Source organism: Asticcacaulis aquihabitans (genome assembly GCF_032490435.1).
GTDB lineage: Bacteria > Pseudomonadota > Alphaproteobacteria > Caulobacterales > Caulobacteraceae > Asticcacaulis.
Window position 1 is genome coordinate 518,073 of sequence record NZ_JAVGWM010000002.1, and the last position, 26,464, is coordinate 544,536.

Here is a 26,464-nt window from a genome sequence, read left to right on the forward strand (position 1 = left end):
AAGGGCGTATGACGTGTCGAGCAGGTTGTTGACCGACAACGAAATCCGCGTTGCCTGATCGGTTTCGGCCCGCGGCGTTTGCCGTGGTCATTCGCGTTTTCGGAAATCATCAAGAGCCACGGTCAATAGGGCCAACCTAGTTGACATCAAAGACGCCAAGGGCGTCACCCGGACGAAATGTTGCACGATTGCAATTTTGCGGCGGTTTTACGGCTTGACCAAATGTATGTTATTACATAACAGATGTGGCGACGCAGCATTTCCGAGGTTTTCGCCATGTATTTCCCTTTCCATACCCGTCCCCTCACTAAAGCCACGCTCCTGGCGGGTTTATCGTCATTGGCCATGGCATTTGGCGCGCAGGCTGAGGATGTGTCCGCAACCACAGAAAATGGCCCGACGGTTGTCGTCGTGACAGGTACCGGTTACCGGATTTCGAAAGACGCCCTGATGTCGCATGTCGATATTTTGACGCGCGATGAAATTGACCAGAGGCCTCCGACAGGATTGGGCGATATGCTGGCCTACTTGCCTGGCATCCGCTCGTCCAGTTTCTCGCCCGGGGCCAGCCGTCCGATTATACGTGGCCTGGAAGGTTTCCGTGTCCTAGTCCTCAACAACGGCATGGGTATGGTCGATGTCTCAGCCCTGTCACAAGACCATGCGGTGCCAAGCGACCCGACAGAGGCGCGTCGTATTGAAGTGTTGCGCGGCCCGTCCGCTCTGGCTTACGGTGGCAACGCTATAGGAGGCGTGATTAACGTCATTGACGACCGCATTCCGTCGCAGGCCCCGGCCAAGGGGTATGAGGGCACGCTGGCTCTGCAAGGCACAAGCGTGGACCAGGGGCTGCAAGGCGCCTTCAATATCAAGGCAGGGAAGGGGCCGTGGGTATTCACCTTTGACGCGTTTGACCATAAGACCAAGGATTACGCGACGCCGGTACCGCCGCAGCTTTTGTCTTATAGTGAAGCCGACGGCGAAGCGCCTGATACGCGTCGCAAGCAGACCAATTCGGCTCAGGACATGCGCAATGTCGGCGCGGGCGTCTCTTATGTTGGTGAGCAAGGGTTTGTCGGCCTGAGCTACAAGACTACGGACTATACCTATGGCACGGCGATTGAGCAGGATGTGCACATCGATCTGCATCAGGAACGCTGGGATGCGCGCGGCGGGCTCAACCTGAACTGGGGTGGTTTTAATCGTCTGGACGCCTCGGCCGGCTATTCCGACTATAACCACGCCGAAGTGGAAGGCGGCGAACTCGGTACGCAATTCCTTTCCAAAGGCAGTGAATTCCGCGCTGCCCTGGTTCGGGACTCGCTGGGCAAGGTTAGCGGCACGGTTGGCGTCAGCGCTTTGAAGCGGGACTTCGAAGCTATTGGCGAAGAAGCCTTTGTGCCCTCCACGACGACCAAACAGACGGGTATTTTTACGCAGTATCGCTATGACAGCGGCGCGTGGGGTATTGAGGGCGGCGCACGTGTGGACCAGACGTCGATTGTCTCCCGCGAATCCAACTTCGACCGCGACTTCAATACGGTGTCAGCCTCCTTGGGCAGCTTCTATCGACCCTCGCAACACACATTCGTTGGTTTGAGTCTGACGCGGTCCGAGCGGGCGCCTGCGGATGTAGAAGTCCTGGCTAACGGACCTCATGCGGCCACCGGACAGTACATCATCGGTAATCCGAATTTCAAAACCGAAGTGGGTTACAGTCTGGAACTGACAGGCCATCTGGCATCGTTCGAAAACCAGCGGTTCAGTGTTGACGCCCACATCTATACAAGCCACTTCGACAACTTCATCGATCTTCGCGACACTGGCGGAAAAGATGACGAGGGCATGCCCATCTTCGAGTATGTGCAGACCAATGCCGATATCTACGGGTTGGAAATCGAGGCCAATGCCCGTCTTGGCGAGGCCTTTGGCCAGGCCTTCAGCTTGAACGCGGCGTATGATTACACACATGGCAATACCGACATCGGCCCGGTCGTTCGCATTCCGCCCCAAGCCCTGACGCTTCGACTAGAGAGCAAGGGCGGTGCTTGGGAGTCCTATGCGGAGGTCCGGGCCGTCGATGCGCGCAAATCGCGTCTGGCCACTTTTGAGACTCCGACAAATGGTTACACGACCGTCAATATCTTTACGTCTTATAAGCTGCCGCAGTTGCCGAACGTGTCCCTGTTCGCCGAGGTACGCAATCTCGGCGATATTGAGATGCGCGAGGCGACGTCTTCCACCAAGGATGCAGTGGTCGAGCCCGGCCGAAACCTGCGCCTAGGCTTGGTTTATAATTTCTAGTCTTAGGACCTGAAACAGTCCGCCGAAAGCCGTTCATCTCCCCGGGGTGAGCGGCATTCTGTTCGTTCGGCGCAGCGATAAGATAGGCGCCTATCAGGTTAAAAAGGCCGCATCCGAATGCTCACTCGGTTAGTGAGCCGCCACTGGCGGTTTCTTAGTTCAAGTCGTTAGGTCTATCGTTGGGAATAAACGAAAAGGAAAGGGTACCCGCGCTTGTCAGAAAATACCGCATTCCTTGGTCTGAAAATGCCTTAATGACGGCTTCGACGCCGCTTCGCCGAAACCTGCCGACAAGAACGCCATCTGTTGCGCAAAACCGGGTGACCGTCGTCTCGGAAAGCCCCGATCGCATTGCCAGGTCGCTATGAGTCCAATTCAGGAGTGCCGCGGAAGCGCGTGTAATCGCACCGGTCGTCATTTCGATTACATCGGCCGCTGAAGCCTTAGTTGTACTCGTGTTGCGTTGGGTCTCATCTGTATCCTCGACAATAAGACCCCACCACTCTGTGATTTTTCCATTGTCATCGCGAATAGGCGTGCCTGTCTTATGATACCGGCGAAACTTTCTATCGTTCCCCATTATCCGGAGATGAGCAGATATAGGCGTGCCTGCGGCCATAGCTTCGGCAATGGCGGGTAATACGATTTCCCGATCGTTAGGATGAACCATCGCGTCTGACAGTGGGTCGAATGTCGGAATTATGCCGGTGAGATGTGATGTCGCAAAATGCTCAAAGAATTGCCCATTGGCGTCTGCGTACCAGATACAATCGATTTTAAGCATATTTAACAGTGCGCTTAAGCGCTCATCCCGCTGGCTCTGGGCGCGAACCCTGACCTCTTCAGCCGTGACGTCGCGCGCAATGCCAATAATTCCGCCGCCTGCCGGCCCAGTCGAGCCATCTTCAAATTGAAGGCTGATGAAGCGAGCGGTCGCGCTTGGGTGCCCAATACGGACGACCCGGTTGGGAGGGAGTTGTTTTCGCCGAATAGCGGCCAGGTCTTCTATGAAAGTAGCGCGGTCTTGCGGATGTATGGCCCAGCCAAACGCGCTGAGTGTTGTGTCCGATTTATCAAGACCGCAGAGACGCGCAAATCCTTGCGAAAATAAAACGGACTCGCCCGCGTCCAAAACCTCGACCATACCGATCCTGAGCGTTTGCTCTAGTATGGCGAGCTTATGAACAGATGAAAGCTGGCTCTTGACGGGCATATGCGTCCCTATCTCTACTTCGGGATTTTCAGACCTGGGTAAAGGCCCGCCCACTAAGGTATTGATGAAGATAATTCATCCGGTTCAGACCTGATCAGGACGTAAAGCCATTGGCAGATTGTTGAGGTGTTGAGCCTGATCCTTTTTCATGGCCAAAGCTTCGATACTCGCCATCTGTCTATCCTTTGCAAGGCGCGGAAGGGTCCCGGCTGTCTTCGCCATTCGGCACAACAAAAAAGAGAGGGAGGCATCGTGGGGTGAGACTTGGTTTCAGTATCAATGGCTTGTCGGTGGCGGTGGATGCGGATTTAACAGCCCGCCGTGACAATTCGGCGGGCTGTGACTTTTCTGGCTAGGCCGCGCGAACGGTCGTCAGGAACTTATCCATTTCAAGATTTAGGCGTTCCGCCTGTGTCGCCAATTCGGCTGATGAACTGAGGACTTGCGAGGCTGCCTCACCGGTCTGCTCTGCGGCCAGCGCCACGCCGGTAATATTGGAGGTGACCTCCTGGGTGCCAATCGAGGCCTGATTGACGGCCTGAACGATTTCTTGTGTGGCCGCAGATTGCTGCTCGACGGCTGAGGCGATGGTTGTAGAGACCTGGTTGATATTCTCGATCGTCCCGGTGATGCTCTGAATAGCGCCGGCTGCCCTTGATGTGGCCTCCTGTATTTGCGAAATCTTGCTTGAAATTTCGGTCGTAGCCTTCGCCGTCTGGCCGGCCAGGGCCTTTACTTCGGAGGCAACGACCGCAAAGCCTTTGCCGGCCTCACCCGCCCGCGCGGACTCGATGGTTGCGTTGAGCGCCAGAAGGTTGGTCTGGCCCGCCAGCCCGGCGATCAGGTCAACGACCCCACCAATGGAGGAAGCGACCTCATTCAGCTCCGCAACAATCCGCACAGCCTCATTGGCTTCGCGCACTGCGTCAGAAGAAATGGCCGACGAGGTTTCGACTTGGCGGCCGATTTCAGCTACCGAGGCGCCAAGTTCTTCGGCCGACGACGCGACGGAGGTCACATTGGCCCCAGCCTCTTCGGCTGCGCTTGAGACGGCCACCGATTGAGCCGAAGCTTCCTGGGCGGTGGCGCTGAGCTGTGACGCGGCAGCTTGCATCTCGGTCGCGGCGGATGAGACCAGGGTGACAATACCGCCTACCGACTTTTCAAAATCGTCCGCGAGCTTGAGCGTTGCGATCTTACGCTGTTCAGCGGCTGATGCTTCAAGCGCCTTTTGGGCCTCCGCCATGGCAGCGACCCGCCTGGCGTTGTCTTCGAAGGCGCGTGACATAGCGCCAATCTCGTCGCCACGTTCAGCGCCCGGCACCTTCACATTGTCCTCGCCTCGCGCCACCTTTTCCATTGCACCGGTCAAGCTGGTGATCGGGCTAACAATCATCTTCGATACGGCGAACAGGATTGCGACAATCACGCCAAGGCTCACCAAACTGCTCAGAATAATCGTCAGGACAATACCGGACAGAGAAGACGCCAGGGCCTTGGACCGTACTGTCAACAGGCTGGATTCTGCCTCCCGGAATTCCGCCATCTTGGCCCGAAAGCCATCCATGTAACTCTTACCCTTGCCGGTTTTTTCATAGTCCTGTCCCTGCGCTTGGGTCGCCGGGTTCCGACCGAGGGTAATAGCCGGCTCGGTGACGTCATTGTGCCATGACGTCGCGATCTCGTTCATATTGTCGAGCCGCTGCTGCTGCGCCGGATTGTCCTTGGTGAGGTCCTTCAATGTGGCGAACTGGGTGTCGAAGCTTGTCTTACCGTTCTTATACGGGTCAAGATTGGCGTCATTCCCGGTTATCAGGAAGCCACGCATACCGGTTTCCTGATTGACCATCGACATCAGCAAGGCATCGGCATTTTGCAACACCTGATAGCTGTGATCATTCCATCGGCTGTTTTTATCAACCGCCGATTCCATGTAAAATATGACGAGGCCGGAGGCTAAGGTGTTCAGCGCAATGGCCGCCAACATCACCATCATTTTAGCGCCGATTTTTTGGGTTTTTAGCATAGGAACTCCAGGGAACGGACAGTAGGTTGGATTAGAAATTTTGCATCAGTTGCAGAACGAGGCGTGATTTGAAGGCGTCCCCGGCGTCATGCCGATCCGTGTCGTAATATCTCAGATCGATTTTCGTTTTGGGCAGAAGGGCATAGGTTGCACCGAGATTGACGGCGCTGTAGTCGTCCTTCGGCGTCCGGTGACGCGTACCGACAGACCCCGACAAGGACCAGCGCGCGCTGATCTGCTGCGATAACCCGGCATCTATCCAGTTGTCGCCTTTCGTCGCGCCTGGCGCATCGGACGTATAGACATCCGTTATGCGCAAAGTTGTTCCGGTGGCGAAGGTGCGCGACACATCGGCTTGCCACTCAACGAAATGCGCGTCGAAACCCGATGGTGCATTGTTTTTAATTTTATAGCCGCCGCTGAAGGCCAGATCGAAGCCCCCGGACTGACCCTTCAGCCCTAGCACATATTCCTGCTGTCCATCGATGCCGCCGCCTTCGTGCAGATTACGCCATTGTGCACTGATAAAAATTGGCCCGCGGTCGGCTTCAAGAGCGGCCTTCAGTTGTCCGCGCCCGTCCGTTTCGGTAACATCCTTGCTAACGCCTTCGCTGGCAACGGCAAATGTCCCAGACATTTGCCAATCAGGCGTTTGCGCCAGCACGCCGTGTGCGCCGGCCAGGAAAATGAGAGATGAAATGCCCGCTAGTAGCCGAATGTGCTTTGACATGGCCCGCCCCTTACTCAAACGCCACAATACTCTGCCGCCACGAATCAAACCCCGTGACAACTGAGAACATGATTAGGAAAACAAGGTTAGCTGAGGATTAACCGTTTATGGCTGGCCATGGGGCGCTTTCGCCAATTATTGGCGGAAAAGGTGTCTATTGGGCGAAATTATGTGATCAGTCGTTTAAAAAGACGTCTGTGGTGTCTTTTTTGCCAAATATTGGCTCTTGTTGTGATCACACTCGCCTTTGGCGATCCTGGTTTTTGTTCGCTTTTTCGTTGCGTCGGCCCTTTGCTCCATAGAGACCTGCGGCTTGCGCGTCGACAAACCAAATCTGCCTTCATCGGAAATCCGCGACGTCCAATTCACCAAGAAGACGGTATAGACGGTATGGGGCCGAGTCATCCCGTTGGGCATTGCGGGTGTGACCTAACGAAATCGATGAAGGCGCGCAGCGGTGCGGGCAGATAGCGGCGGCTGGGGTAGTATAGGAACGGCCCTGAAAACCGTTGCCACCAGGGTTCGAGCACCGGCTCCAGCGTGCCTGCGTCCAGATGCGGCCTGAGCCAGTCCTCGAATAGTCGAATAAGGCCGAGGCCTGCAATGGCGACATCCACAGCAAGGTCAACTGTAGCGCCAGAACGCACAATCAGCGGGCCGGTCGGATTCACGCTGATGACCTCGCCGTCTTGCTCGAATTCCCAGGTCGACACCTCGCCACCGCCAAATCGATGCAGAAGGCAGGCATGTGCTAACAGATCGCGCGGGTGGTTGGGGCGTCCGTACTTATCAAGATAAGCGGGTGACGCTGCGGTCGCAAATCGCTGATCACGTGGACCGATGGGAATGGCTATCATGTCTTGCTCAAGCCGTTCTTCATAACGGATTCCGGCATCATAGCCACTTGCGACTATGTCCACAAAGCCGGTCTGGGCAATGATATCGAGTTGTATGTCGGGATAGGCGGCCAGAAAGGCTGGGACTATGCCGGGCAATATCAGTCGTACCGCGCTCACGGGTACATTCAGACGCAGCGTCCCTGCCGGACGATCGCGAAACCCGTTGGCGACGTCCAGGGCGGCATCGACCTCTGCCAAAGCCGGACCCAGGCGGTCAAGAAGGCGTACCCCGGCTTCCGTGGGCACGACAGCGCGGGTCGTCCGGTTAAATAGACGCACACCCAGATTGGCTTCTAAACGGCGTACCGCCTCGCTCAGGCTCGACGCCCCCCTCGCGGTCGCCCTGGCCGCCTCGCGAAAGCCCTTAGCCCGCGCCACGGCGACGAAAGCCGTAAGGTCGCCCAGATCGTTCATTGTTCGCCTTTCCGCACAGGCTGTGCCGATTGTACCCCATTATCACATATCGAGCTTAGGTCTATGCTTCCATCCAATGCAAGGAGCATCACTTATGACCGATATCAGCACCGCTGGAATTTTCAGGCTTGGCCAACGTGCCGTTAACAGGATTGGCTACGGCGCAATGCAACTGGCAGGCCCAGGTGTATTCGGGCCGCCGAAGGACCGTTCGAGTGCCCTGGCCGTCTTGCGTGCGGCCATTGCTGCGGGCGTGAATCATATCGACACAAGTGATTTCTATGGGCCGCACGTAACAAATCAGCTTATCCGTGACGCTCTCCAGCCCTACCCAGACGACCTGACCATTGTTACCAAGATCGGCGCCCGGCGCGGCAGTGACGGTTCGTGGAACCCGGCGTTTTCAGGTGATGACCTGATAAGTGCTGTCCATGACAATTTGCGCAACCTGGGTTTAGAGTCGCTTGATGTCGTCAACCTGCGCTGCATGTTCGATGTGCATGGGCCGGCCGAAGGCTCGATTTCCGCTCAAGTGGCCGTATTGGCCGATCTTCAGCAAAAGGGTCTGATCCGTCATATCGGCCTGAGTAACGTCACGCCGTCGCAAATTGCCGAAGCCCAGGCCACTACTGAGATAGTCTGCGTTCAAAATCAGTACAATCTGGCGCATCGCCAAGACGACGCCCTGATCGACGAACTCGCCGACGCCGGAATTGCATATGTGCCATTTTTTCCGCTCGGCGGGTTTACACCGCTCCAATCGACCGCCCTCTCCGACGTGGCTGCGCGCCTGGGCGCCACACCCATGCAGGTCGCACTGGCCTGGCTGTTGCAGCGGTCGCCAAATATTCTCCTTATCCCCGGTACATCGTCGGTGGGTCACCTGCACGAGAACCTCGCCGCCGCCGCCCTGGCTTTGCCTGCCGATGCAATTGAGCAATTGAACGAGATCGGCGCGGGCTAAGAGCGGTCTGAATATGCGCGCATTTTGCGCTTTGCGGATGCGGCCTATTTACAGACTTGCAAAAGGTGGCGGCACAGGTTTATCTACATTAAGTCAGACAAAAAGCCTAGGTTGCGTGTTCCTAGGGTAGAACCGGACTATACCGGTCGTTACACAGGGAAGAACCATATGCGGAATCCATTGCGGAATGTTAGCGCTACCTTTATTTTTGCGGCCGCTTTAACGAGCGTCGTGCCACCTGCTTTCGCTGAGGGCTCAGCGGTCGCCCAGATATTTCCTGTTCGCGCCGGCATAGATGCCTCAAAGGCATCAAGACCCATCAGCCGCTACGAATATGGCATGTTTATCGAGCCTATCGGCCGCGCGATCGATCGCAGCCTGTGGGCTGAAATGCTGGATGACCGGAAGTTCTATTTCCCAATCCTTGCCGAAGGGCAGGACGCGCCGCCTAAGCGGCCTTCGTTCACCGGCCCCGATCGCCATTGGCGTCCGCTTGGTCCGGCTGAGTCCGTCACCATGGACAAGACGGCGCCCTTTGTCGGCGATCAGAGTGCGAAAGTCGCGCTGGTTGGCGACAGTCCGCATGGCATCTTCCAGTCAGGTTTGAGCCTTGTTGCCGGGAAAGCCTATTCCGGCCGCGTTGTGGTCGCCGTTCCTGCTGGGGCAAAAATATCTGTCTCCTTGGTCTGGGGCGAAGGGCCTGCCGACCGTCAGACGCTGCGTCTGCCAGTCAGTGGCAGCGCATGGAAAACAGTGCCAGTCACGTTTATCGCCGGTGCGTCTTCTGACACCGCACGGCTTGAAATTGCGGGTACCGGCCAAGGCAGCTTTCGGATCGGCGCCGTTTCTTTGATGCCCGCCGACAATATGGAGGGGTGGCGGGCCGATGCCGTGCGGGAATTACGCACACTGAAGTCAGGAATGTGGCGCCTGCCGGGCGGCAATTATCTGTCCAACTGGGACTGGCATGATGCCCTTGGGCCGCGCGATCAACGGCGGCCAATGTATGATCATTCCTGGAGCGCCATGCAGACAAACGACATCGGCATGGACGAATATATGACGCTGTGCGCCCTTATCGGCACGGAGCCCTATGTGACGGTCAATGCCGGGCTGGGCGATGCCAATTCGGCCGCCGAGGAGGTTGAATATCTCAATGGGCCGGCGACAAGCTATTGGGGGGGCAAGCGCGCGAAGAATGGGCACGCGGCGCCATACGGTATCAAATACTGGAATATCGGCAACGAGCCCTACGGGGACTGGCAAATCGGCAAGACGTCGCTGGAATACTATACGCTCAAGCACATCGATTTTGCGCAGCGGATGAAGCGCGCGGATCCATCGATTACGCTTCTGGCTTCGGGGGCCATGCCGGACCAGCGCAAGTGGCTCGGGGTCGATAAGGAGAATGCCAACCTACAGAGCATTCTCCCGAAATTCGGCACCGAACTGGATTGGACGGGCGGGCTGATCGCCAATGCGTCGGGCTATTTCGACGGTATAACCGAGCACTGGTATGATACAGCGGAAAAACGTCCGAACGCACCGCCTGAGGACGAACTCCTGGAATTTGCCCGCCAGCCGTCCAACAATGTACTGATGAAGGCTGAGGAGTGGAAGATTTACCGCTCCAAATATCCGGTGATCGACAAGAAGGACATGTTCCTGTCGATTGACGAATATGCCTATTTCCCGGCGGCGCCCAACCTCAAGACGTCTTTGGCCTATGCCATGGTGTTGCAGGAAATGCTGCGTCACACAGACGCCATTCGCATGTCGGCCTTTACCATGGGCAGCAGCACCATGGACATTACACCGACCAATGCCACCCTCAATTCGACCGGCAAGGTATTCCAGTTTTATGGCCAGCATTTCGGCGAAGGGGTCATACCGCTGGGCGTCGACGGCGATACACCTTGGCCGGCACCTAAATATCCCGTCGGTCTCGACCATCCCCAGGTCGTCGCCGGCAGTTCGACCTGGCCCTTGGATGTCGTCGCCGGTCTGAGCCCCGACCGCAAAAAGCTGATCGTAGGCGTCGTCAATGCGACCACGGCAACACGGCCGCTCGTCCTGGACGTAAAGGGCATCAAGATCGCCGCGAGTGGCAAGATGTACAGCCTGAGCGGCCCTAATCTCGAAGCGGCCAATGTCGTTGGGAAAGAGCCTGGTGTAACCATCCAGACCGGCGACATTGCCATGGCCGGTCGCGGGCTGTCCGTGCCGCCCACCGCCGCAGTCGTATATGAATTAGACATCACAGGCCAATGAGGATCGTCATGAAACCCGTAAATATCGTTGCCGTAGTCGTTTGCCTGGCCTTGCTGGCTAGCCCGCTTCACGCCGCGCCGTCTGTCGGCGTCGAACGTATCACGGTGCACAGTGTATCATTGGAGGGCAATCTGGAAGGCGAGTCGCCGGACCGAACCGTCATCGTTTATCTGCCGCCGGACTATGCGACCAACCCCAAAAAACGATATCCCGTTGTGTATGCGCTCCATGGATATTCCATCAATAACGATATCTGGAGCAAGGAAATAAAGGCGCAGGAGACGATCGCGGGCGCCTATGCGAGTGGAACCCAGGGCATGATCATTGTTTTGCCCAATTCGCAAACCCTGCACAACGGGTCCATGTATTCCAGCTCAGTCACCATAGGCGACTGGGAAGGTTTTATCACACACGACCTCGTCAGCTATATCGACTCCCACTATCGCACGATTGCGGATCGGGCCAGTCGTGGCCTCGCCGGGCATTCTATGGGCGGTTACGGTACGCTGCGTCTCGGCATGAAATATCCCGATGTCTTTGGCGCGCTCTATGCGATGAGCCCGTGCTGCTTGTCGGCCCGCAGTGCGCCATCGCCTGAGGATGCCGCCCAGCTTGAGGCATTGAAATCACCCGAAGAGAGCCAAAAGCTGGGATTTTTTACGCGTGGCACCCTGGCTGTTTCGGCGGCGTGGGCACCGAACCCAAAGAACCCCCCCTTCTATCTCGACTTGCCGACCAAGGGCGGGGTGCCACAGCCGTCCGTACTGAACCGCTGGGCGGCCAATGCCCCATTGTCGATGGTTGACCAGTATATTTTCAATTTGCGCCGCTACACGGCCATTGCCATCGATGTCGGCGATCGCGACGGCCTGAAGGTCGACGCGGAGCAAATGCACACCCTCATGCAAAATAGCGGCGTGGCCAATAGCTTTGAAATCTACTCGGGCGACCATGTCAGTGGTGTAGCGGATCGCTTCCAGAACCACGTCCTGCCCTTCTTCAGCAAGACGCTGTCCTTCACCCAGCCTGCAAGGAAGTAAAGTCGGGCCAGAATCGTTGGTGACGGCTGACCCGCGGATCGGACGCTTTTGCGCGTGACGCAGGTGAGGCTTCAGAACAGAAAATACAGGGAAAAGGGAAACGAAATGTCTAACATATTACGCTCATGCGCATCCGGATTGGTATTGGCGGGCTGCCTGGCCATTAGCGCTACCTCCACCGCCACCTGTGCGCAAACACAGGCGGCACCCTTGGAGTCCTCCATACGCCAAGAGGCGACCGAGAAGGCGACGGCGCTGGTGGCGCAGTTGACCCTGGACGAAAAGGTGGCGCAGCTGTTGAATGTGGCGCCCGCTATTCCCAGGCTCAATATTCCCGCCTACAACTGGTGGACGGAATCCTTGCATGGCGCCATAGGCGCTGTCCCGACAACCAATTTTCCCGAACCTATCGGGTTGGCGGCGACATTTGACAGCCCGCTGATCAAGGACGTTGCCTCGGTCATCAGCGTCGAGGTTCGCGGTCTTCATACCCTGGGTCGCAAAACCGGACAACTTGGCCATATCGGCACGGGTCTCGACACCTGGTCGCCTAACATCAATATCTTCAGAGACCCGCGTTGGGGGCGCGGCCAGGAAACCTATGGGGAAGATCCGTATCTGACGGCGCAAATGGGGGTGTCCTTTGTGCAGGGTATGCAGGGCTCCGATCCTGAGATGCCGGATGTCATCGCCACGCCCAAACATTTTGCTGTTCACAGCGGCCCGGAATCGACCCGTCACGTCGCCAATGTTTTTGTGTCACCGCACGATATGGAAGACACCTATCTGCCCGCCTTCCGTGCAGCGATCGTCGATGGCCATGCGGGCTCGATCATGTGCGCCTATAATCGCATCGACGGCCAGCCGGCGTGCGGCAACGATTTTCTCATGAAGGATCGCCTCAGGACAGCCTGGGGCTTTAAGGGATATGTCGTTTCGGACTGCGATGCCGTGGTCGACATTGCCAATCACCACAAATATGCCGCCGATCCGGCCGCGGCTGTGGCTGTCGCCCTTAAGACGGGGGTGGACAATGAATGTAATGGCGCCACGCTTTCAGACACGCCGGGTTTGGGCGAACGTTACAAGGAGGCCTATGCGCGCGGTCTCATCAGCATGGCGGATATCGATACCGCTCTGGTGCGTCTGTTTTCGGCCCGCTATCGCAATGGCGATCTGGCGGGATTGGCGGGCCGGTCCTTGTCCGCTACGCCGGTGTCGGCCATAGGCACGCCAGAGCATCAGGCGCTTGCGCTCAAGGCCGCGATCGAAAGTCTGGTCCTCTTGAAGAATGATGGCGTGTTGCCGCTCAGGCCCGATGTTAAGATTGCCCTCGTCGGACCGCTGGCTGATGCCACGCGTGTTCTGCGCGGTAACTATTCGTCGTCGCAAAGCGCACCGCCCATATCCGTGGAAGCCGGCCTTCGCGCCGCGATGCCGAAAGCCGCCATCACCCTTGTGCCGTTCGGCGCTTCAATGACGGATGGCGACCCGGTGCCAAATACCGTCTTTTTGACGCCCGCGGGGAAGCCGGGTCTGAAGGCCGAATATTACAATGCGGCACCTCGCGCGGCTGGATCGGAGGCCACTTCGGAGCCGCAGTTTGAAGCCCGGCCGCTGGCCACGCGCACGGATAGCAATCTGGCTTCGCGCGCCAGCGAAGTCCCCGGGCTGTCCGAGCAGAACAAGGTTGTCTGGACCGGATATTTCGTAGCCCCCGAAACGGGCACCTACCGTCTTGGCCTGACCGGCGTAAAGGGCGACATTGAGCTCGACGATGGGGTGCGACTGGAGGCCAAGACCTATTCGCGCTGGGCCGAACCGTTGAAGCTGACGACCGTGACGCTGCAAAAGGGCAAACGCTACCCACTGCATTTGCAAACCCAGGCGGGGGTCAGTGCGCCGTCTGGCCTGGTCTGGAAGCGCATATCCGCCAAACCGGAGGCAGACCTGGGAGAGGGCATCAAAAACGCCGATGTCGTGGTCGCCGTCGTCGGCCTGACCTCCGATCTGGAAGGGGAGGAGATGCCGGTCAAGATCGAAGGGTTTGAGGGTGGCGACAAGACCTCGCTCGACATCCCGGCGGACCAGCGCAAAATGCTTGAGCAGGTCAAGGCGTCTGGCAAACGCTTGGTCGTCGTGTTGATGAACGGCAGCCCGCTCGATCTGTCGTGGGCGAAAGAAAATGCCTCGGCCATCGTCGAAGCCTGGTATCCGGGCCAGGCAGGTGGGCGGGCCGTCGGCGACGTCCTGGCCGGGGCCGCGGATCCGGGCGGCCGCTTGCCGCTGACCTTCTACAGCAGCGTCAGCGATCTGCCGCCGTTCGACGACTATTCAATGAAAGGCCGGACCTATCGCTATTTCAATGGCAAGCCGGTCTATGGCTTTGGATATGGGCTCAGCTACACGCAATTTGCCTACGAGACGCTTCAAATTCAGCCGGTCGGCGGCAAGGCCGAGGATGGTGTGACGGTCACCGTGAAGGTAAAAAATGTCGGGCCACGTACCGGAAATGAAGTGGCGCAGCTCTATCTGACGCCGCCAGCGTTTGAGGGGGTGCCGCGGCTGGCTCTGCGCGGATTCCAGCGCCTGTCCCTGAAGGCCGGCGAAAGCCGCACGCTAACCTTCACCCTGTCGCCTCGCGATCTGAGTTTTGTTGATCGTGACGGCCATCGCTCCGTTATGCCGGGACGATATCAGGTGTCCGTCGGTTCCGGCCAGCCCGAAGCGGGTATAGCCTACCAGGCTGGGGATCTTGTCATCGCCAGCGCCCGTTCCATTCCAGAGTAGGCTTGGCCACCCATACCGTGCAAATACAAAGACATCAGGAAAATGCCATGATGAAGACAGCAGTTTTGGGGCTGGTAGCGGGCGTGTTCGGCCTTCCCGCCATAGCCTTGGCGGCCCCTCAGTTTGACGCGCTATATGGCGATCACGCCGTCATACAGCGCGGACGGCCTGTGGCAATCCGCGGCACAAGTTTGCCCGGCGAGACGGTTTCCGTTCGCTTGGGGGCAAAGCTTGCCACTGCCGTCGCCGATTCCGATGGGCGTTTTGTTGCGGACTTCTCACCCGTTGATACGCCAGGCCCGATAGCGCTTTCTGTTGACGCGCCGTCTGGACAGGCAATCGCCAAAGATGTCCAGATAGGGGATGTTTTTCTGTGTTCGGGTCAGTCCAACATGGAAATGCCGGTCAAGGGCGCGCAGGACGCCTTTGGTCAGTCCTTTTCGTCGGCCGATCCCGATCTGCGCTTGATGACTGTCGAAAAAGCCGTGGCCTATACGCCGCGCGATACCTTTACCCATCCCACGGCCTGGCAGGTTGCCGGGCCGCAGACGGTCGCCGACTTCTCGGCCAACTGTTATTACATGGTCAAGACGTTGCGGCAGAGTGAAAACGTACCGATCGGCGCCATCACCAGCAGTTGGGGCGGCACGCAAATCAGTCCGTGGATGGGCGAACGCGCTCTGGCGACCGTGGGCCTGGGCGCGCGTTCCGATTTGCTTAAGCTGTATGGCCGCGACCGTTCGGCGGCTGAGCTGGCCGCAAATGGCCAGTGGGAGACGTGGTGGCGGCAGAATACGGGGGACACACCCGGTAAAGAACCGTGGCAGCCAAAGACGGAACGGCAATGGAAGCCCGTGCCGGCGATCACTGTTTGGCAGAAATGGGGCGATCCTGCCCTGGCCAGCTATGTCGGCATGGTCTGGTTCCGCAGGGAAATTGACATCCCCGCAACCGCCGCCGGTCAGGCCGCCGTTCTGAACATGGGCGGCCTGGATGATCTGGGCATGGCGTGGATAAATGGCACGTCATTGGGTGAGGCCGATCAGTCGGGCCCCTTGAAAGCCTTTGTTGTGCCAAAGGGGGTGCTCAAGGCTGGCAAGAACGTCATCATCGTCAATATCAACAACACCTATGCCGATGGCGGCATGCGGGGACCGGCCGAGGCCATGACGCTGCAAATGGCGGATGGTCAGTCCCAGCCCCTGGCGGACAAGTGGCAGTATTCCATTGCGCTGAAAACACCGCGTAATCCGCCGCATACGCCCTGGGAAGACATGGGGGGCGCCGGCACTGCCTATAACGGCATGATCGCACCATTAGGTGCCTATGGCCTGAAAGGCGTTGCCTGGTATCAAGGCGAATCGGATACGGACTTTCCGGGGTATGAGGGGCGTCTCAAGGCGATGGCTACGGACTGGCGACGTCAATTTGGCCAAACGGACCTGCCCTTCGTTATTATCCAGCTCTCCGCCTATGGCACTCCGGCGACAAAGCCGTCGGAAAGCGGTTGGGCCAATGTGCGTGACGCCGAGCGCAGGATGGCAGAAGCCGATGGCCACGCCGCCTGGGTCTCCACGGTCGACCTCGGCGATCCGTTCGATATTCACCCCGGCGAAAAGCACGAGGTCGGGCGGCGGATGGCGCGGGCCATGCGAGCGCTGGCCTATGGCGCGACCTTGCCGCCTTCGGGCCCCCGGATCGCTTCGGCCCGTCTTGACGGTGGTGATGTCGTCCTGCACTTCACGGATGTAACGGGAGCCCTCCATACGCGCAGCAGCGCGGTGGCGATCGGCTTCGAACTGTGCGGCGAGGGCCCCGGTTCCTGCCGTTACGCATCGGCTACTGCCGAGGGAGCGACGGTTCACCTCAAAGGAGACGGCAATCCGGTAAGCCGGATCCGGTACGCCTGGAGCGATTTCCCGGTCGTCAACCTGTTCGACGAGGCGCAATTGCCGGTCACGACATTTGAGTTGCCGGTGAGCAAATGAGCCGAGACAACGCCGGCGCGGATATGGACAGGCGGCCAGGACATCCGTCTCGTCGCAGCGTTTTGGCCGCATCGACCGCATTGGCGCTGGCGTCAACCTCGGGCCTGGCCAAGACGACGGTCGAAAAGACGCGCAAGAATGTCCTGTGGTACCGGCAGCCGGCGCGTTTCTGGGAGGAGGCCTTGCCCTTGGGCAATGGCCGTCTCGGGGCCATGGTCTTTGGTCGGGTAGCGCAGGAGCGTATCCAGATTAATGAAGACACGCTGTGGTCCGGCGCGCCCTATTCGGCGGACAATCCGCAGGCCTATGGCGCCTTGCCTGAAGTTCGGCAACTGATCGCCAACGGCAAGTATGCGGCCGCTACGGATCTGGCCAGCCGCAAGATGATGGGACAGCCTCTGCATCAGGCGGCCTATGGCACGCTCGGCGATCTGCTGCTGACCTTCGACGGCGCGTCAAAGCCTAAGCACTATGAACGCCAGCTTGATCTGGCCACCGCGATATCCACGACGCGGCTGTCCTCAGGGAACGGGCATGACACCGTGCGCGAAGCCTTTGTGTCGGCGCCGGACCAGGTGATCGTCCTGCGTCTCGACGCGCGTGAGTGTCTGATCGGCTTCGATTTGAGCTGGCACGGACCGCGGGCAGTTAAGGTGCCTGGTGCGGTCTATGGTGGCCACGACGAAAAACTGACACCGCCCGTGACCACGGACTGGTTGATGACGGAAGCCATCGACCCGTTGCCAGCCGGCGCGGCTACAGTCGCGGACGGCGCCGGCGCCCTACTGTGCACCGGACGTAATGAGGCGGGCGAAAGCACGCCGGCCTCCATGACCTTTGCCATGCGCGTAAAAGTCCTTTCGGATGGCCAGGTGACGGTTGAAGAGGGACGCCTGAAGGTGCGTGGTGCAAAAACGGTCACCCTGTTGATCGCAGCAGCGACCAGTTTCGTCACCTATGCCGATGTCAGTGGCGATCCCGTCGCGCGGGTGCGCCAGCAGACGGAGGCGGCGGGGCGAAAATCCTACAGCGCCCTGAAGCAGGCCCATCTGGCGGACTATCAGCCGCTGTTCCAATCGGTCTCGCTTGATCTGGGACCGGAAGCGGCCGATTTGGCGCCGACCGACCACTGGGTTCAGGCGGCGGCGACAACCGATGATCCGGGCCTCCAGGCCCTTTATTTTCAGTATGCGCGCTATCTGATGATTTCCTCATCGCGGCCGGGGACCCAGGCCGCGAACCTGCAAGGCATATGGAATGAGTCCACGACCCCGCCGTGGGGCAGCAAATACACCATAAACGTCAATACCGAGATGAATTACTGGCCCGCCGATCCGGCCGGGCTCGGTGTGTGTGTCGGACCGCTGATCCGGCTCGTCGAGGAGCTAGCCGTAACGGGAGCGAGGACGGCCAAGACGATGTATGGGGCCAGGGGCTGGGTGGCGCATCACAATACTGATATCTGGCGGGCCACCGCGCCGATCGACGGGCCGATGTGGGGCCTTTGGCCCTGTGGCGGTGCCTGGCTGTGCAACAGCTTGTGGGATCATTATGACTATAGCCGTGACGACGCCTTGCCGGCCCGGCTCTATCCGCTGATGAAGGGCGCGGCCCTGTTTTGCATGGATACGCTGATCGAAGACCCAAAAGGGCGCGGCCTTATCACATCGCCCTCCGTATCGCCGGAAAACCAGCACCCCTTCGGCTCATCCGTTTGCGCCGGGCCCGCCATGGACCGGCAAATTATTCGCGACCTGTTCGCGCACACGCTTGCCTGCGGGCAACTGGTGCGAGACGAGGCGGGCTTCCTCGCTCAGCTAAAACAGCGGCATGACCGTCTGGCGCCGGATCGGATCGGACAGGGCGGCCAACTCCAGGAATGGCTCGAAGATTGGGATGGGGCGGCGCCTGAACAGCAACATCGCCACGTCTCGCACCTTTATGCCGTCTATCCGAGCGATCAGATAAATGTTCGCGATACGCCGAACCTGATACACGCGGCGCAGACAAGCCTGGCTGTTCGCGGCGACATGGCCACCGGATGGGGGACAGCCTGGCGTCTGTGCCTATGGGCCAGAATGGGGGAGGGCGACCACGCCTATCGCGTCCTGAAAGACCTGGTGGGACCGCAACGCACCTATCCCAATCTGTTCGACGCCCATCCGCCCTTCCAGATTGACGGCAATTTTGGCGGCGCGGCCGGCATAATGGAGATGTTGCTGCAATCCTGGGGTGGGGAGATCCGGTTGCTTCCGGCCCTGCCATCCGCCTGGACGTCCGGTGAAGTGCGCGGTCTTCGGGCGCGCGGGGCGTTGACGGTCGATCTGGCCTGGCGGGCGGGTGTATTGACCGCCTGCCAGCTCAAGGGACGTGCCGGGCAAGCTGTACGGGTCATCTATCGCGGCACAGAAAGGACCCTCACCCTGGGGCCGGACGGAACGGCCGTGTTTAAGGTTTAAAGGTCCTTTTGCCGCGAGAGTCCGCGCGCATGCGATTGCTCGTTCGGAAAGGTTAACGCAACTTAGTGTGCCTCCGTCGCAGATTCAGGCTGGATGCCGGCGCGTGAGATAACTGCCTTGGCGTCTTCGGGCCAGGCCTCGCCCTTGACGGCGGCATTGTTAAGGAACTGATTGTTCAGATAGTCGGTCCACGATCCGTGGCGGACGCCCGAATTGTACCAATTGTCCTTTGCGATATTGTCCATGGCCGTGCGCCGGGGGGCCAGGTTGTCCTGCGAATTGAGGTTCAGCCAGACGCCGACATTGCTGACCACATTGTTGCGGACGGTGATGTATCGCGACCCTTCGTCGAGATAGAGGGCGATGCCGCCGGGTACGTCATAGACATAGTTCTCGGCAATCAGGGCGCCAGGATCGGCGGACAGGTGGTATATGGCGCCGCCGTCGGGGAAGGATTGCTTCACCTTGTGCACGCGGTTTGCGAAGACCACGGTGTCACGAAGGATCGTTGGGCTATTATAGACCAGATTGCCCGGCTGGTCGTAATAGGCGCGATTGGCGGTGCGGTAGGCTGGTGACCCGCCGGGGTCGTTGGCGCCCCAGCCCCAGCCAATGTCAATGCCGTCATAGGGCGCCTCTGAGACATCGTTGTGTATGACGGTCGCGCCGGTCGCGTAGGTGACCATGATGCCGGCCTGTTCGTGATAATCCTGAGAGATATTCTGAACTAGGTTATTGGCGATCAGAATATCAGCGACGGTCATTTCCGGGCGCGAGGGGTGATGCGCGTCGGGGGTTACGCCGCCGACCATTATAGCCCCGCCTGCAAGGTCGACGAAGCGGCTACGCACGACGTTGATCGTGCTGGCGCCGAGCCCTATTCCGCTGGCATTGGCTTCGGCATTGTTGCCGATACCAAGCCCAATCTGGCCCAGGTGCGTAAATTCGTCATGCGAGAAGGTGATACGCTCGGCGGCCGAGACTTGAACGGCGGCGGGTTGCTGGCTCCACTTGTTGCGGGAGGCTTCGAAGGCGGTACATCCCCAACTGCAGTCACGGATCGGATCTTTTGGATAGTTGGGCAAGTTTCCGGCTAGATAGGCGCCGCTTTGTTGGCTGGCATAGCCTTCCGGCTCGGAAGGGCGCAGCCAACTTGTATACTGGAAACTGAGACCTGTGAATTCGAGGTCTACAATCGGACGCTCATATGTGCCGCTAATCGACATCAGCCATTCCAGTCGCGGCGCTTCGACTGTTGCCGTCGCCATATCCTCACCCTTACGCGGCTTGTAATAGATTTTGCCAGTCTTCGGGTCGGCGTACCATTCGCCTTCGGTGCGCAGGAAGGCCAAAGCGTTGACGAATTCCAGACGGGCCGTGTCCGGTGACACTGGCCGGGCCAAGGTGTCATAGCCCACTATGTTGTTGCGCCAGCCGGGTTGCTGCATGATGATGCGGTCGCCATCGATCCGCGCGACCGTGGCGTGGCGGTCGGTGAACCAACCGAGGCCTTCGACTTCCAGGCGGTTCTGGTCGGGCAGATCGGCCAGGAAGCGCCAGGCCGGATCGACTATCTTCAAGCCCCAGTCATAGAATTCGAAGGCCTGGCGGGGTGCTACGACGGCAGCGCGGCGTGACAGCTTTTCGTTTACCCAGATTTGGCGCGGGTCCATGCCGCGGGGCATATCGGCGACCCAAATATTGCGACGACCATCCGCCAAGGTCCAACCCTCTATGCGCACCGCCCCGGAAATGACCGGGTGTGCGCCAGGGGCGGCCTTGTAGCGGACTGTAAAGCCGTTTTGGCCACCATCGGCGGCGGTAAATCTCAGGGGCGCGTCGAGGCGGTAAACGCCATTGGCCATAGTGACCGTGACGTCATTATCCTGGCTCAGAGCGCGCACTGCGGCCTGAGCGCGCGCAAGCGTGGCGAATGGACGGGCTGACGAACCGTCACCACCGTCTGAACCCGTGGTGGAAACATAGACTATCGACGGTACGGGCTTGGGGCGATGTGCCAGGTTGACCGAGCCGGACAATCGATCAGACTTCGGAGGCGTAACGGCAGGAATGTCCGGCATGGGCGGCAGTTGCGCAAGGGCAGGGGACGCAATCAGCCCCATCCCGGCAATTGACAGGATGAAGCCGCAGACCAATACGGTACATTTTGGGTTTTTCATTGAGGCGTATCCTTCCCAGCATTTGTCTACGCAACGGAGGGTCGCTGCGTCATTATTTATATCATACGTATTATGTCTTAAATGTTGTCTCGTCCATTCCGAATCTGGAAATTCTCGCCCCGGAGACGCTATTTGAGAATTTGCTGGAACGGGGTCGTGCCACGTCGCGCCTCTTAAGGGGGCCTTTTTGTCACGTGAGCGAAATAAATCGACGATATGAGCCTGTTTCGCGTCGATTCCAGGCAGGGTGAGCAGAGAGCTAATCGGATTTGCTTGATACCCATTAACTCTCCATCTAAGTGGACATCACCAAAATATGGAAGGGATTCCATTGATAAAGATCACACCACACAGCCGCCGCCTCATAGATATGCAACCCGCTGCCCTGGCTGCCGTGGTCCTTTTCCTGTTTGGGCTTTTACCGATATCAAGCCGGGCGTCTAATGCTCTCCCTGCGGCGCCTGACTTCAACTTTCATTTTCAAAGCACATTTACGCTTCAGGGAAATGATCGGTTTAAGGCGCCATATTCGGGTGCCAACAGTCTTTCGCCAAAGGCCAACGGCAAGGAGACCTTCGATGCGACGCTTTACATCGGATATCGGCCTTGGTCTGGCGCGGAAGTTTGGATAAATCCTGAAATTGATCAAGGGTTCGGGCTTTCAAACACCTTGGGATTGGCCGGCTATTCAAGTGGCGAGGCCTATAAGATTGGCGCCAAAAAACCTTACCTGAAATTGCCGCGCGTCTTCCTGCGACAGAATTTCGATCTGGGTGGGGAAAATGAAACCGTTGACGCTGATCTCAATCAATTCGAGTCTGTCCGCTCAAAGGACCATGTAACGCTTACGGTGGGTAAATTCGGCGTGCCCGACATCTTCGATGCGTCCGTATTCGCCCACGATCCGCGCCATGATTTTTTGAACTGGTCCGTCATTGATACGGGCTCTTTCGACTATGCCGCCGACGCATGGGGCTACACCTACGGTGCCTCGGCAGAAGCCTATATCGGTCGTTTTGTGACCCGCATAGGCGCGTTTGACATGTCAAATGTACCCAATTCGCCAACGCTTGATAACTTCCACCAGGTCCAGGGCGTATTTGAAGTCGAGGAACACCACTCGATCAATCATCTTGACGGCGCCCTGCGCGTGACGGGCTTTGTCTCACGCGCCCGCATGGCGTCATTTTCCCAGGTGTTGGCGCAGACCCCGCCGGGTGAGGTGCCCGATACTGCAACGTTGAGGCGGTATCGGTCCCGTTCCGGCGTGGCGATGAGTGCTGACCAGGTCTTGATGCCGGACATCAGTTTCTTTGCGCGCCTCGGCGTTTCGGATGGTCATGTTGAGACCTATGAGTTTACGGATATTGACCGGACAGGCGCCATTGGTTTCTCCATCGTGGGTTCCGCATGGCGTCGGGGCCAGGATCACGTGGGCTTAGCCTTGGTCGACAACGCCATTTCGCGCCAACACGCGGCCTATCTGGCGGCGGGCGGATTGGGGCCGTTGATCGGAGACGGCGCGTTGCCGCACAAACGTGACGAGCATATCTTTGAAACCTATTACAGCCTGCCTTTGACGAAGACTGTCGTCGCAGCACTCGATTATCAATACGTCCAAAACCCCGCGTACAACAAAGATAGAGGGTCTGTTTCGATCCTGGGACTAAGGCTTCATACCCAGTATTAGAGCGCTTGCGATCGGATCGGCGCCGATTGTTTTGCGATGTTGCGCCCTAGGCGCCTAAGTCCTACTGTGGTGATACGTCCAGACCACTGGCTGTTACGGGTGGACGATGGAGACCGTTTTGAAGTGTTTGCTGATTGAGGATGACGTCAAAACCTCGCAATACATTTGCAACGGTCTGAAACAGGCTGGGCATATCGTCTATGCCTGCAGCGATGGCGTGAATGGCCTGCATCAGGCCATAAACGAAACCTGGGATATTGTTATTCTCGATCGCATGCTGCCCGGAGGTGTTGACGGGCTGTCCATTGTCGCAAAGCTCCGCGATCTGCGAAAGAAAACCCCCGTCCTGATCCTTAGCGCCTTGAACAGTGTCGATGAACGTGTACGCGGTCTGAAGACGGGCGGAGACGACTATCTGTCCAAACCGTTTGCTTTTTCGGAATTTCTGGCCCGCGTCGAGGCGCTGCTGCGTCGCGGCGAACCCCAGACGGACGCCGATCAGTTGCAGGTTGCCGACCTGGTTCTGGACCGCAGTTCGCTGCGCGCCACCCGAGGGGGCCGTTTGATTAACCTCCAACCGCGAGAGTTTCGCCTTCTGGAGTATCTGATGCGTCATGCCGGACAGGTGGTCACGCGTACCATGCTGCTCGAGGCCGTGTGGGACTGCCACTTCGACCCGCAGACGAACGTCATCGATGTTCAGATTAGCCGCCTGCGGACGAAAGTGGACAAGTCGTTCTCGCCGGCCCTGATTCATACCATGCGGGGCGCCGGTTATATGATCGGCATCAATGATTAAGCTCACGCGTTCCATAGCTTCGGGACTGGCCATAGGCTATGGCGCTGTGCTGGCGGCTGCCATTGCCTTATTGGCGGTTGCCTTCTACGCCGGAACCATCGGCGTGCTCAACCAGGCCACAGATACGAAGATAATCACTATCTCCAGACGCCTGAGCACGCAGTTTGCGCGCGGTCAGGACAGCGGCCTGGCGACGGCAATCCGGAAGCAGCTGAACGATGGCGTTGATAGCGATACGGAAATCTTCCTCCTTCTTTCACCGGACGACAAACCCGTTGCCGGCAATCTGTCGCAATGGCCAGACGCCACGACGAAAACCGATTACCCCCTGACGCGTTCGGTGTCGCGAAACGACGAACAAACCGAGGCCCGGCTTATCATCCGCCGGTTGTCTGACGGCTACCGGTTGATCGTTGGAAAGGACCTCAAAGAGCAACAGATGATAGGCGAGTTGGTTATTCGCTCTATTCTGGTCGGCATGGTTCTGTCGATATGCCTGATTATTGCGGGCGCGATCCTGTTTCGGCGGCTTATCGAAAGCCGCATTGGCCATATTCGTCACATCGCGCACGAAATCGAACGCGGCGATTTGAGCCGCCGTATTCCGGCTTCGAACAATGACGAATTCGGACGGCTGGGCGTCGATATCAATCGGATGCTTGACCGGATCGAGCACCTGATGGACGGGGTTCGTCACGTCTCAAACGCCATCGCCCATGACCTGCGTACGCCGCTGACCCGCCTGCGCAATAAACTCGACGAGGCCATAGGGCCGGACGCGGATCTGAATACCCTCCCCGAAACCTTCGTCGAGGCGGTGCAAGATATAGATGATCTGATCCGGCTGTTTGAAAAGTTGCTTCAGATTGCCGAAGCGGAGTCGGGCGTGCGCACCCAGGTGGCTGACCCAATCGATCTGGCAAGTATTGTCCAGGATATGGTGGAGCTATATGACGCCACAGCCGAAGCCGCCGGCGTAGTGTTGATGGCTCACTGTGCCGTGTCCGTGCCAGCCAACGGCGACCGGAACCTGTTGGCCAATGCTTTGGCCAGTCTGATCGACAACGCCATCAAGCATACCGCGACAGGCAGCCATGTCCATGTTAGCGCCTTTCTACATGAGGCCGGGGCATGCCTGGAGGTGCGTGACGACGGGCCGGGCATCCCCGCCGACGCGCTCACCAAAGTGACCGAGCGCTTTTTCCGTCTGGACCAAAGCCGGCATTTGCCGGGCAACGGCATTGGCTTATCCGTCGTCTTGGCCATTGCCACCCTGCACGGCGGCAGCCTTCAATTGGAATCGGCGTCGCCTGGCCTCGTTGCCCGCCTCGTGTTGCCGGTGATCTGACGGCTACCTTTCCAATCGGTAATATTCCCGCCATCGCCCGGTAAGGTCAGCGGATATAGTGTCGCTGCGCTGCCGCATCGCAACTGTTGCGCTGCGGCATGAGGTGGAATTCACGATGCGCATGAGGCCTGGGTCACTTTTTCAATCCGTTGCCAGGCGGGATATTTGGCTATTCGGGTTGGCCGTTGCCGTCTGTCTTGCCGGCATACTGATGTTGTGCCTGGGCAAGGGGCACGACGAAGCAGCGGCAAGGGAAACAGCGGCTCAGACGGGCACGGTCCAACTGACACCCGATCAGTACGGCGCATTGACGTTTGCAACGGCCAGTCCGCGCGATTTTCACGACATCGCGTCGGCAGATGGCAAGATAACGACAAACGACGATCAAACCGTCTCGGTTTACTCGCCTTACACCGGGCGGGTCGTTGCTGTTATGGTGGAGCCGGGCCAGCGAGTAACCAAGGGCCAGCCCCTGTTTGCCATCGCCGCCAATGAGTACGTCCAGGCGCGGTCGGATCTGTCGGCGCTCGAGGCCAACCTATCGGCGGCGCGCTCGCAGGAGGCGTTGGCGGACGCCGCCGAGAAGCGCGCCGAAGGGGTTTACCGGACGGCGGGCGGCGCCCTGAAGGACTACGAGCAGGCACAACACGACCTTATTGCGGCTCGCGGGGCAGCACAGGCGGCGCAGTCGGCCTTGCAAAGCGAAAAGGAAAAGCTGGGCATTCTGGGCGTTTCGTCAAATGAGTTGGGCAGCGCCACGTTTGGCGGCAAGGATATAGCGGTGGTGCGCGCGCCGATCTCTGGCTTGGTCGTGCAGCGCGCCGTATCCCCCGGGCTTATGATTACGGGTACGGGAACGCTCACCATAACCCTTACTGATATTTCCAGCGTGTGGCTCCAGGCCCAGGTATCGGAGAGCGATGCCGGCAAGATTGCTGTCGGTCAAACGGTGTCGGTACATGTCACAGCCTATCCCGACAAGGCCTATACCGCCCGGATTCGCTCAGTCGCCCCCAGCCTGGATCCGGACACGCATCGGTTGCCTGTCCGTGCCGAAATCACCAATACGGATGGTGCACTGAAACCCGAAATGTTCGCCAGCTTCGACATTTCCGGCGATCGCACCCAGACCGCCCTCGCCATACCCGTCGATGCCGTCATCCGCGAGGGTGACCAAGCACGGGTCTGGGTCGTCGACACCGACCGTACCGCGCACTGCCGTCCGGTTACCTTAGGTCTGGTCAACAGCGGTTTTGCCCAGATTTTGACCGGGTTGGCGCCGGGTGAACGGGTCGTCGTCAAGGGCGGGCTTTTTGTTGATAAGGCCGGCCTGGGCTGAGGCCTGGGTG

16 protein-coding genes are annotated in these 26,464 nt (G+C 58.6%); 11 read left to right on the plus strand and 5 right to left on the minus strand.

Annotated elements, in window-relative coordinates; translation table 11 throughout:
* Positions 1–372: 372 nt before the first annotated feature.
* Positions 373–2,304: a TonB-dependent receptor gene (locus RCJ00_RS09050; protein ID WP_316221486.1), complete on the plus strand. Its 1,932-nt coding sequence runs from the start codon at positions 373–375 to the stop codon at positions 2,302–2,304.
* A gap of 154 nt (positions 2,305–2,458) precedes the next feature.
* On the opposite strand, the gene RCJ00_RS09055 is transcribed toward RCJ00_RS09050, so the two are convergent.
* The 4 genes from RCJ00_RS09055 to RCJ00_RS09070 form a co-directional block, all read right to left on the minus strand.
* The gene (locus tag RCJ00_RS09055) at positions 2,459–3,517 is read right to left on the minus strand and encodes a PAS domain-containing protein (protein ID WP_316221487.1); all 1,059 of its coding nucleotides are present in this window, start codon (positions 3,515–3,517) and stop codon (positions 2,459–2,461) included.
* A gap of 352 nt (positions 3,518–3,869) precedes the next feature.
* Positions 3,870–5,543: a methyl-accepting chemotaxis protein gene (locus tag RCJ00_RS09060; protein WP_316221488.1), complete on the minus strand. Its 1,674-nt coding sequence runs from the start codon at positions 5,541–5,543 to the stop codon at positions 3,870–3,872.
* Between the two features lie 31 nt (positions 5,544–5,574).
* On the minus strand, positions 5,575–6,273 hold the full coding sequence (locus RCJ00_RS09065) for a TorF family putative porin (protein ID WP_316221489.1): 699 nt from the start codon (positions 6,271–6,273) through the stop codon (positions 5,575–5,577).
* Between the two features lie 401 nt (positions 6,274–6,674).
* Positions 6,675–7,586, minus strand: a complete 912-nt coding sequence (locus RCJ00_RS09070) for a LysR family transcriptional regulator (protein WP_316221490.1) — start codon at positions 7,584–7,586, stop codon at positions 6,675–6,677.
* A 94-nt stretch (positions 7,587–7,680) separates the two neighbouring features.
* On the opposite strand from RCJ00_RS09070, the gene RCJ00_RS09075 reads away from it, so the two are divergent.
* From RCJ00_RS09075 to RCJ00_RS09100, 6 genes are all read left to right on the plus strand, one after another.
* A complete protein-coding gene (locus RCJ00_RS09075) occupies positions 7,681–8,550 on the plus strand; it encodes an aldo/keto reductase family oxidoreductase (protein ID WP_316221491.1) in 870 nt (289 codons plus the stop codon).
* A gap of 231 nt (positions 8,551–8,781) precedes the next feature.
* Positions 8,782–10,821 carry an alpha-L-arabinofuranosidase family protein gene (locus RCJ00_RS09080; protein ID WP_316221492.1) on the plus strand — a complete coding sequence of 680 codons (2,040 nt, stop codon included), beginning with the start codon at positions 8,782–8,784 and terminating at the stop codon, positions 10,819–10,821.
* A gap of 8 nt (positions 10,822–10,829) precedes the next feature.
* Positions 10,830–11,861 (plus strand): alpha/beta hydrolase, encoded by a 1,032-nt coding sequence (locus RCJ00_RS09085; protein ID WP_316221493.1) that lies wholly within the window; start codon positions 10,830–10,832, stop codon positions 11,859–11,861.
* Positions 11,862–11,966: 105 nt separating this feature from the next.
* Positions 11,967–14,651 (plus strand): glycoside hydrolase family 3 C-terminal domain-containing protein, encoded by a 2,685-nt coding sequence (locus RCJ00_RS09090; protein WP_316221494.1) that lies wholly within the window; start codon positions 11,967–11,969, stop codon positions 14,649–14,651.
* A gap of 47 nt (positions 14,652–14,698) precedes the next feature.
* A complete protein-coding gene (locus tag RCJ00_RS09095; protein WP_316221495.1) occupies positions 14,699–16,639 on the plus strand; it encodes a sialate O-acetylesterase in 1,941 nt (646 codons plus the stop codon).
* Positions 16,636–19,098 (plus strand): glycoside hydrolase family 95 protein, encoded by a 2,463-nt coding sequence (locus RCJ00_RS09100; RefSeq protein ID WP_316221496.1) that lies wholly within the window; start codon positions 16,636–16,638, stop codon positions 19,096–19,098. The genes RCJ00_RS09095 and RCJ00_RS09100 overlap by 4 nt, the downstream gene beginning before the upstream one ends.
* Before the next feature lie 62 nt (positions 19,099–19,160).
* Here the strand turns inward: RCJ00_RS09100 and RCJ00_RS09105 are convergent, their stop codons facing one another.
* A complete protein-coding gene (locus RCJ00_RS09105; RefSeq protein WP_316221498.1) occupies positions 19,161–21,278 on the minus strand; it encodes a right-handed parallel beta-helix repeat-containing protein in 2,118 nt (705 codons plus the stop codon).
* Positions 21,279–21,609: 331 nt separating this feature from the next.
* Between RCJ00_RS09105 and RCJ00_RS09110 the strand changes: the two genes are divergently transcribed.
* From RCJ00_RS09110 to RCJ00_RS09125, 4 genes are all read left to right on the plus strand, one after another.
* Complete coding sequence (locus RCJ00_RS09110; RefSeq protein ID WP_316221499.1) at positions 21,610–22,968, plus strand: carbohydrate porin; 1,359 nt, start codon at positions 21,610–21,612, stop codon at positions 22,966–22,968.
* Between the two features lie 118 nt (positions 22,969–23,086).
* Positions 23,087–23,767 carry a winged helix-turn-helix domain-containing protein gene (locus tag RCJ00_RS09115; protein ID WP_316221500.1) on the plus strand — a complete coding sequence of 227 codons (681 nt, stop codon included), beginning with the start codon at positions 23,087–23,089 and terminating at the stop codon, positions 23,765–23,767.
* Positions 23,760–25,115 (plus strand): sensor histidine kinase, encoded by a 1,356-nt coding sequence (locus tag RCJ00_RS09120; RefSeq protein WP_316221501.1) that lies wholly within the window; start codon positions 23,760–23,762, stop codon positions 25,113–25,115. Before RCJ00_RS09115 ends, RCJ00_RS09120 begins: the two co-directional genes overlap by 8 nt.
* A 178-nt stretch (positions 25,116–25,293) precedes the next feature.
* Entirely contained in the window at positions 25,294–26,454 is a 1,161-nt protein-coding gene (locus tag RCJ00_RS09125) for an efflux RND transporter periplasmic adaptor subunit (protein ID WP_316221502.1), read from the plus strand.
* Positions 26,455–26,464 lie beyond the last annotated feature (10 nt).

What these genes read in the sequence shown, in the direction of transcription:
- RCJ00_RS09075 (WP_316221491.1), top strand. Translation starts at nt 7,681, where the DNA reads ATGACCGATATCAGCACCGCTGGAATTTTCAGGCTTGGCCAACGTGCC.
- RCJ00_RS09085 (WP_316221493.1), top strand. Translation starts at nt 10,830, where the DNA reads ATGAAACCCGTAAATATCGTTGCCGTAGTCGTTTGCCTGGCCTTGCTG.
- RCJ00_RS09120 (WP_316221501.1), top strand. Translation starts at nt 23,760, where the DNA reads ATGATTAAGCTCACGCGTTCCATAGCTTCGGGACTGGCCATAGGCTAT.
- RCJ00_RS09060 (WP_316221488.1), bottom strand. Translation starts at nt 5,543, where the DNA reads ATGCTAAAAACCCAAAAAATCGGCGCTAAAATGATGGTGATGTTGGCG.
- RCJ00_RS09100 (WP_316221496.1), top strand. Translation starts at nt 16,636, where the DNA reads ATGAGCCGAGACAACGCCGGCGCGGATATGGACAGGCGGCCAGGACAT.
- RCJ00_RS09055 (WP_316221487.1), bottom strand. Translation starts at nt 3,517, where the DNA reads ATGCCCGTCAAGAGCCAGCTTTCATCTGTTCATAAGCTCGCCATACTA.
- RCJ00_RS09105 (WP_316221498.1), bottom strand. Translation starts at nt 21,278, where the DNA reads ATGAAAAACCCAAAATGTACCGTATTGGTCTGCGGCTTCATCCTGTCA.
- RCJ00_RS09065 (WP_316221489.1), bottom strand. Translation starts at nt 6,273, where the DNA reads ATGTCAAAGCACATTCGGCTACTAGCGGGCATTTCATCTCTCATTTTC.
- RCJ00_RS09090 (WP_316221494.1), top strand. Translation starts at nt 11,967, where the DNA reads ATGTCTAACATATTACGCTCATGCGCATCCGGATTGGTATTGGCGGGC.
- RCJ00_RS09070 (WP_316221490.1), bottom strand. Translation starts at nt 7,586, where the DNA reads ATGAACGATCTGGGCGACCTTACGGCTTTCGTCGCCGTGGCGCGGGCT.
- RCJ00_RS09095 (WP_316221495.1), top strand. Translation starts at nt 14,699, where the DNA reads ATGATGAAGACAGCAGTTTTGGGGCTGGTAGCGGGCGTGTTCGGCCTT.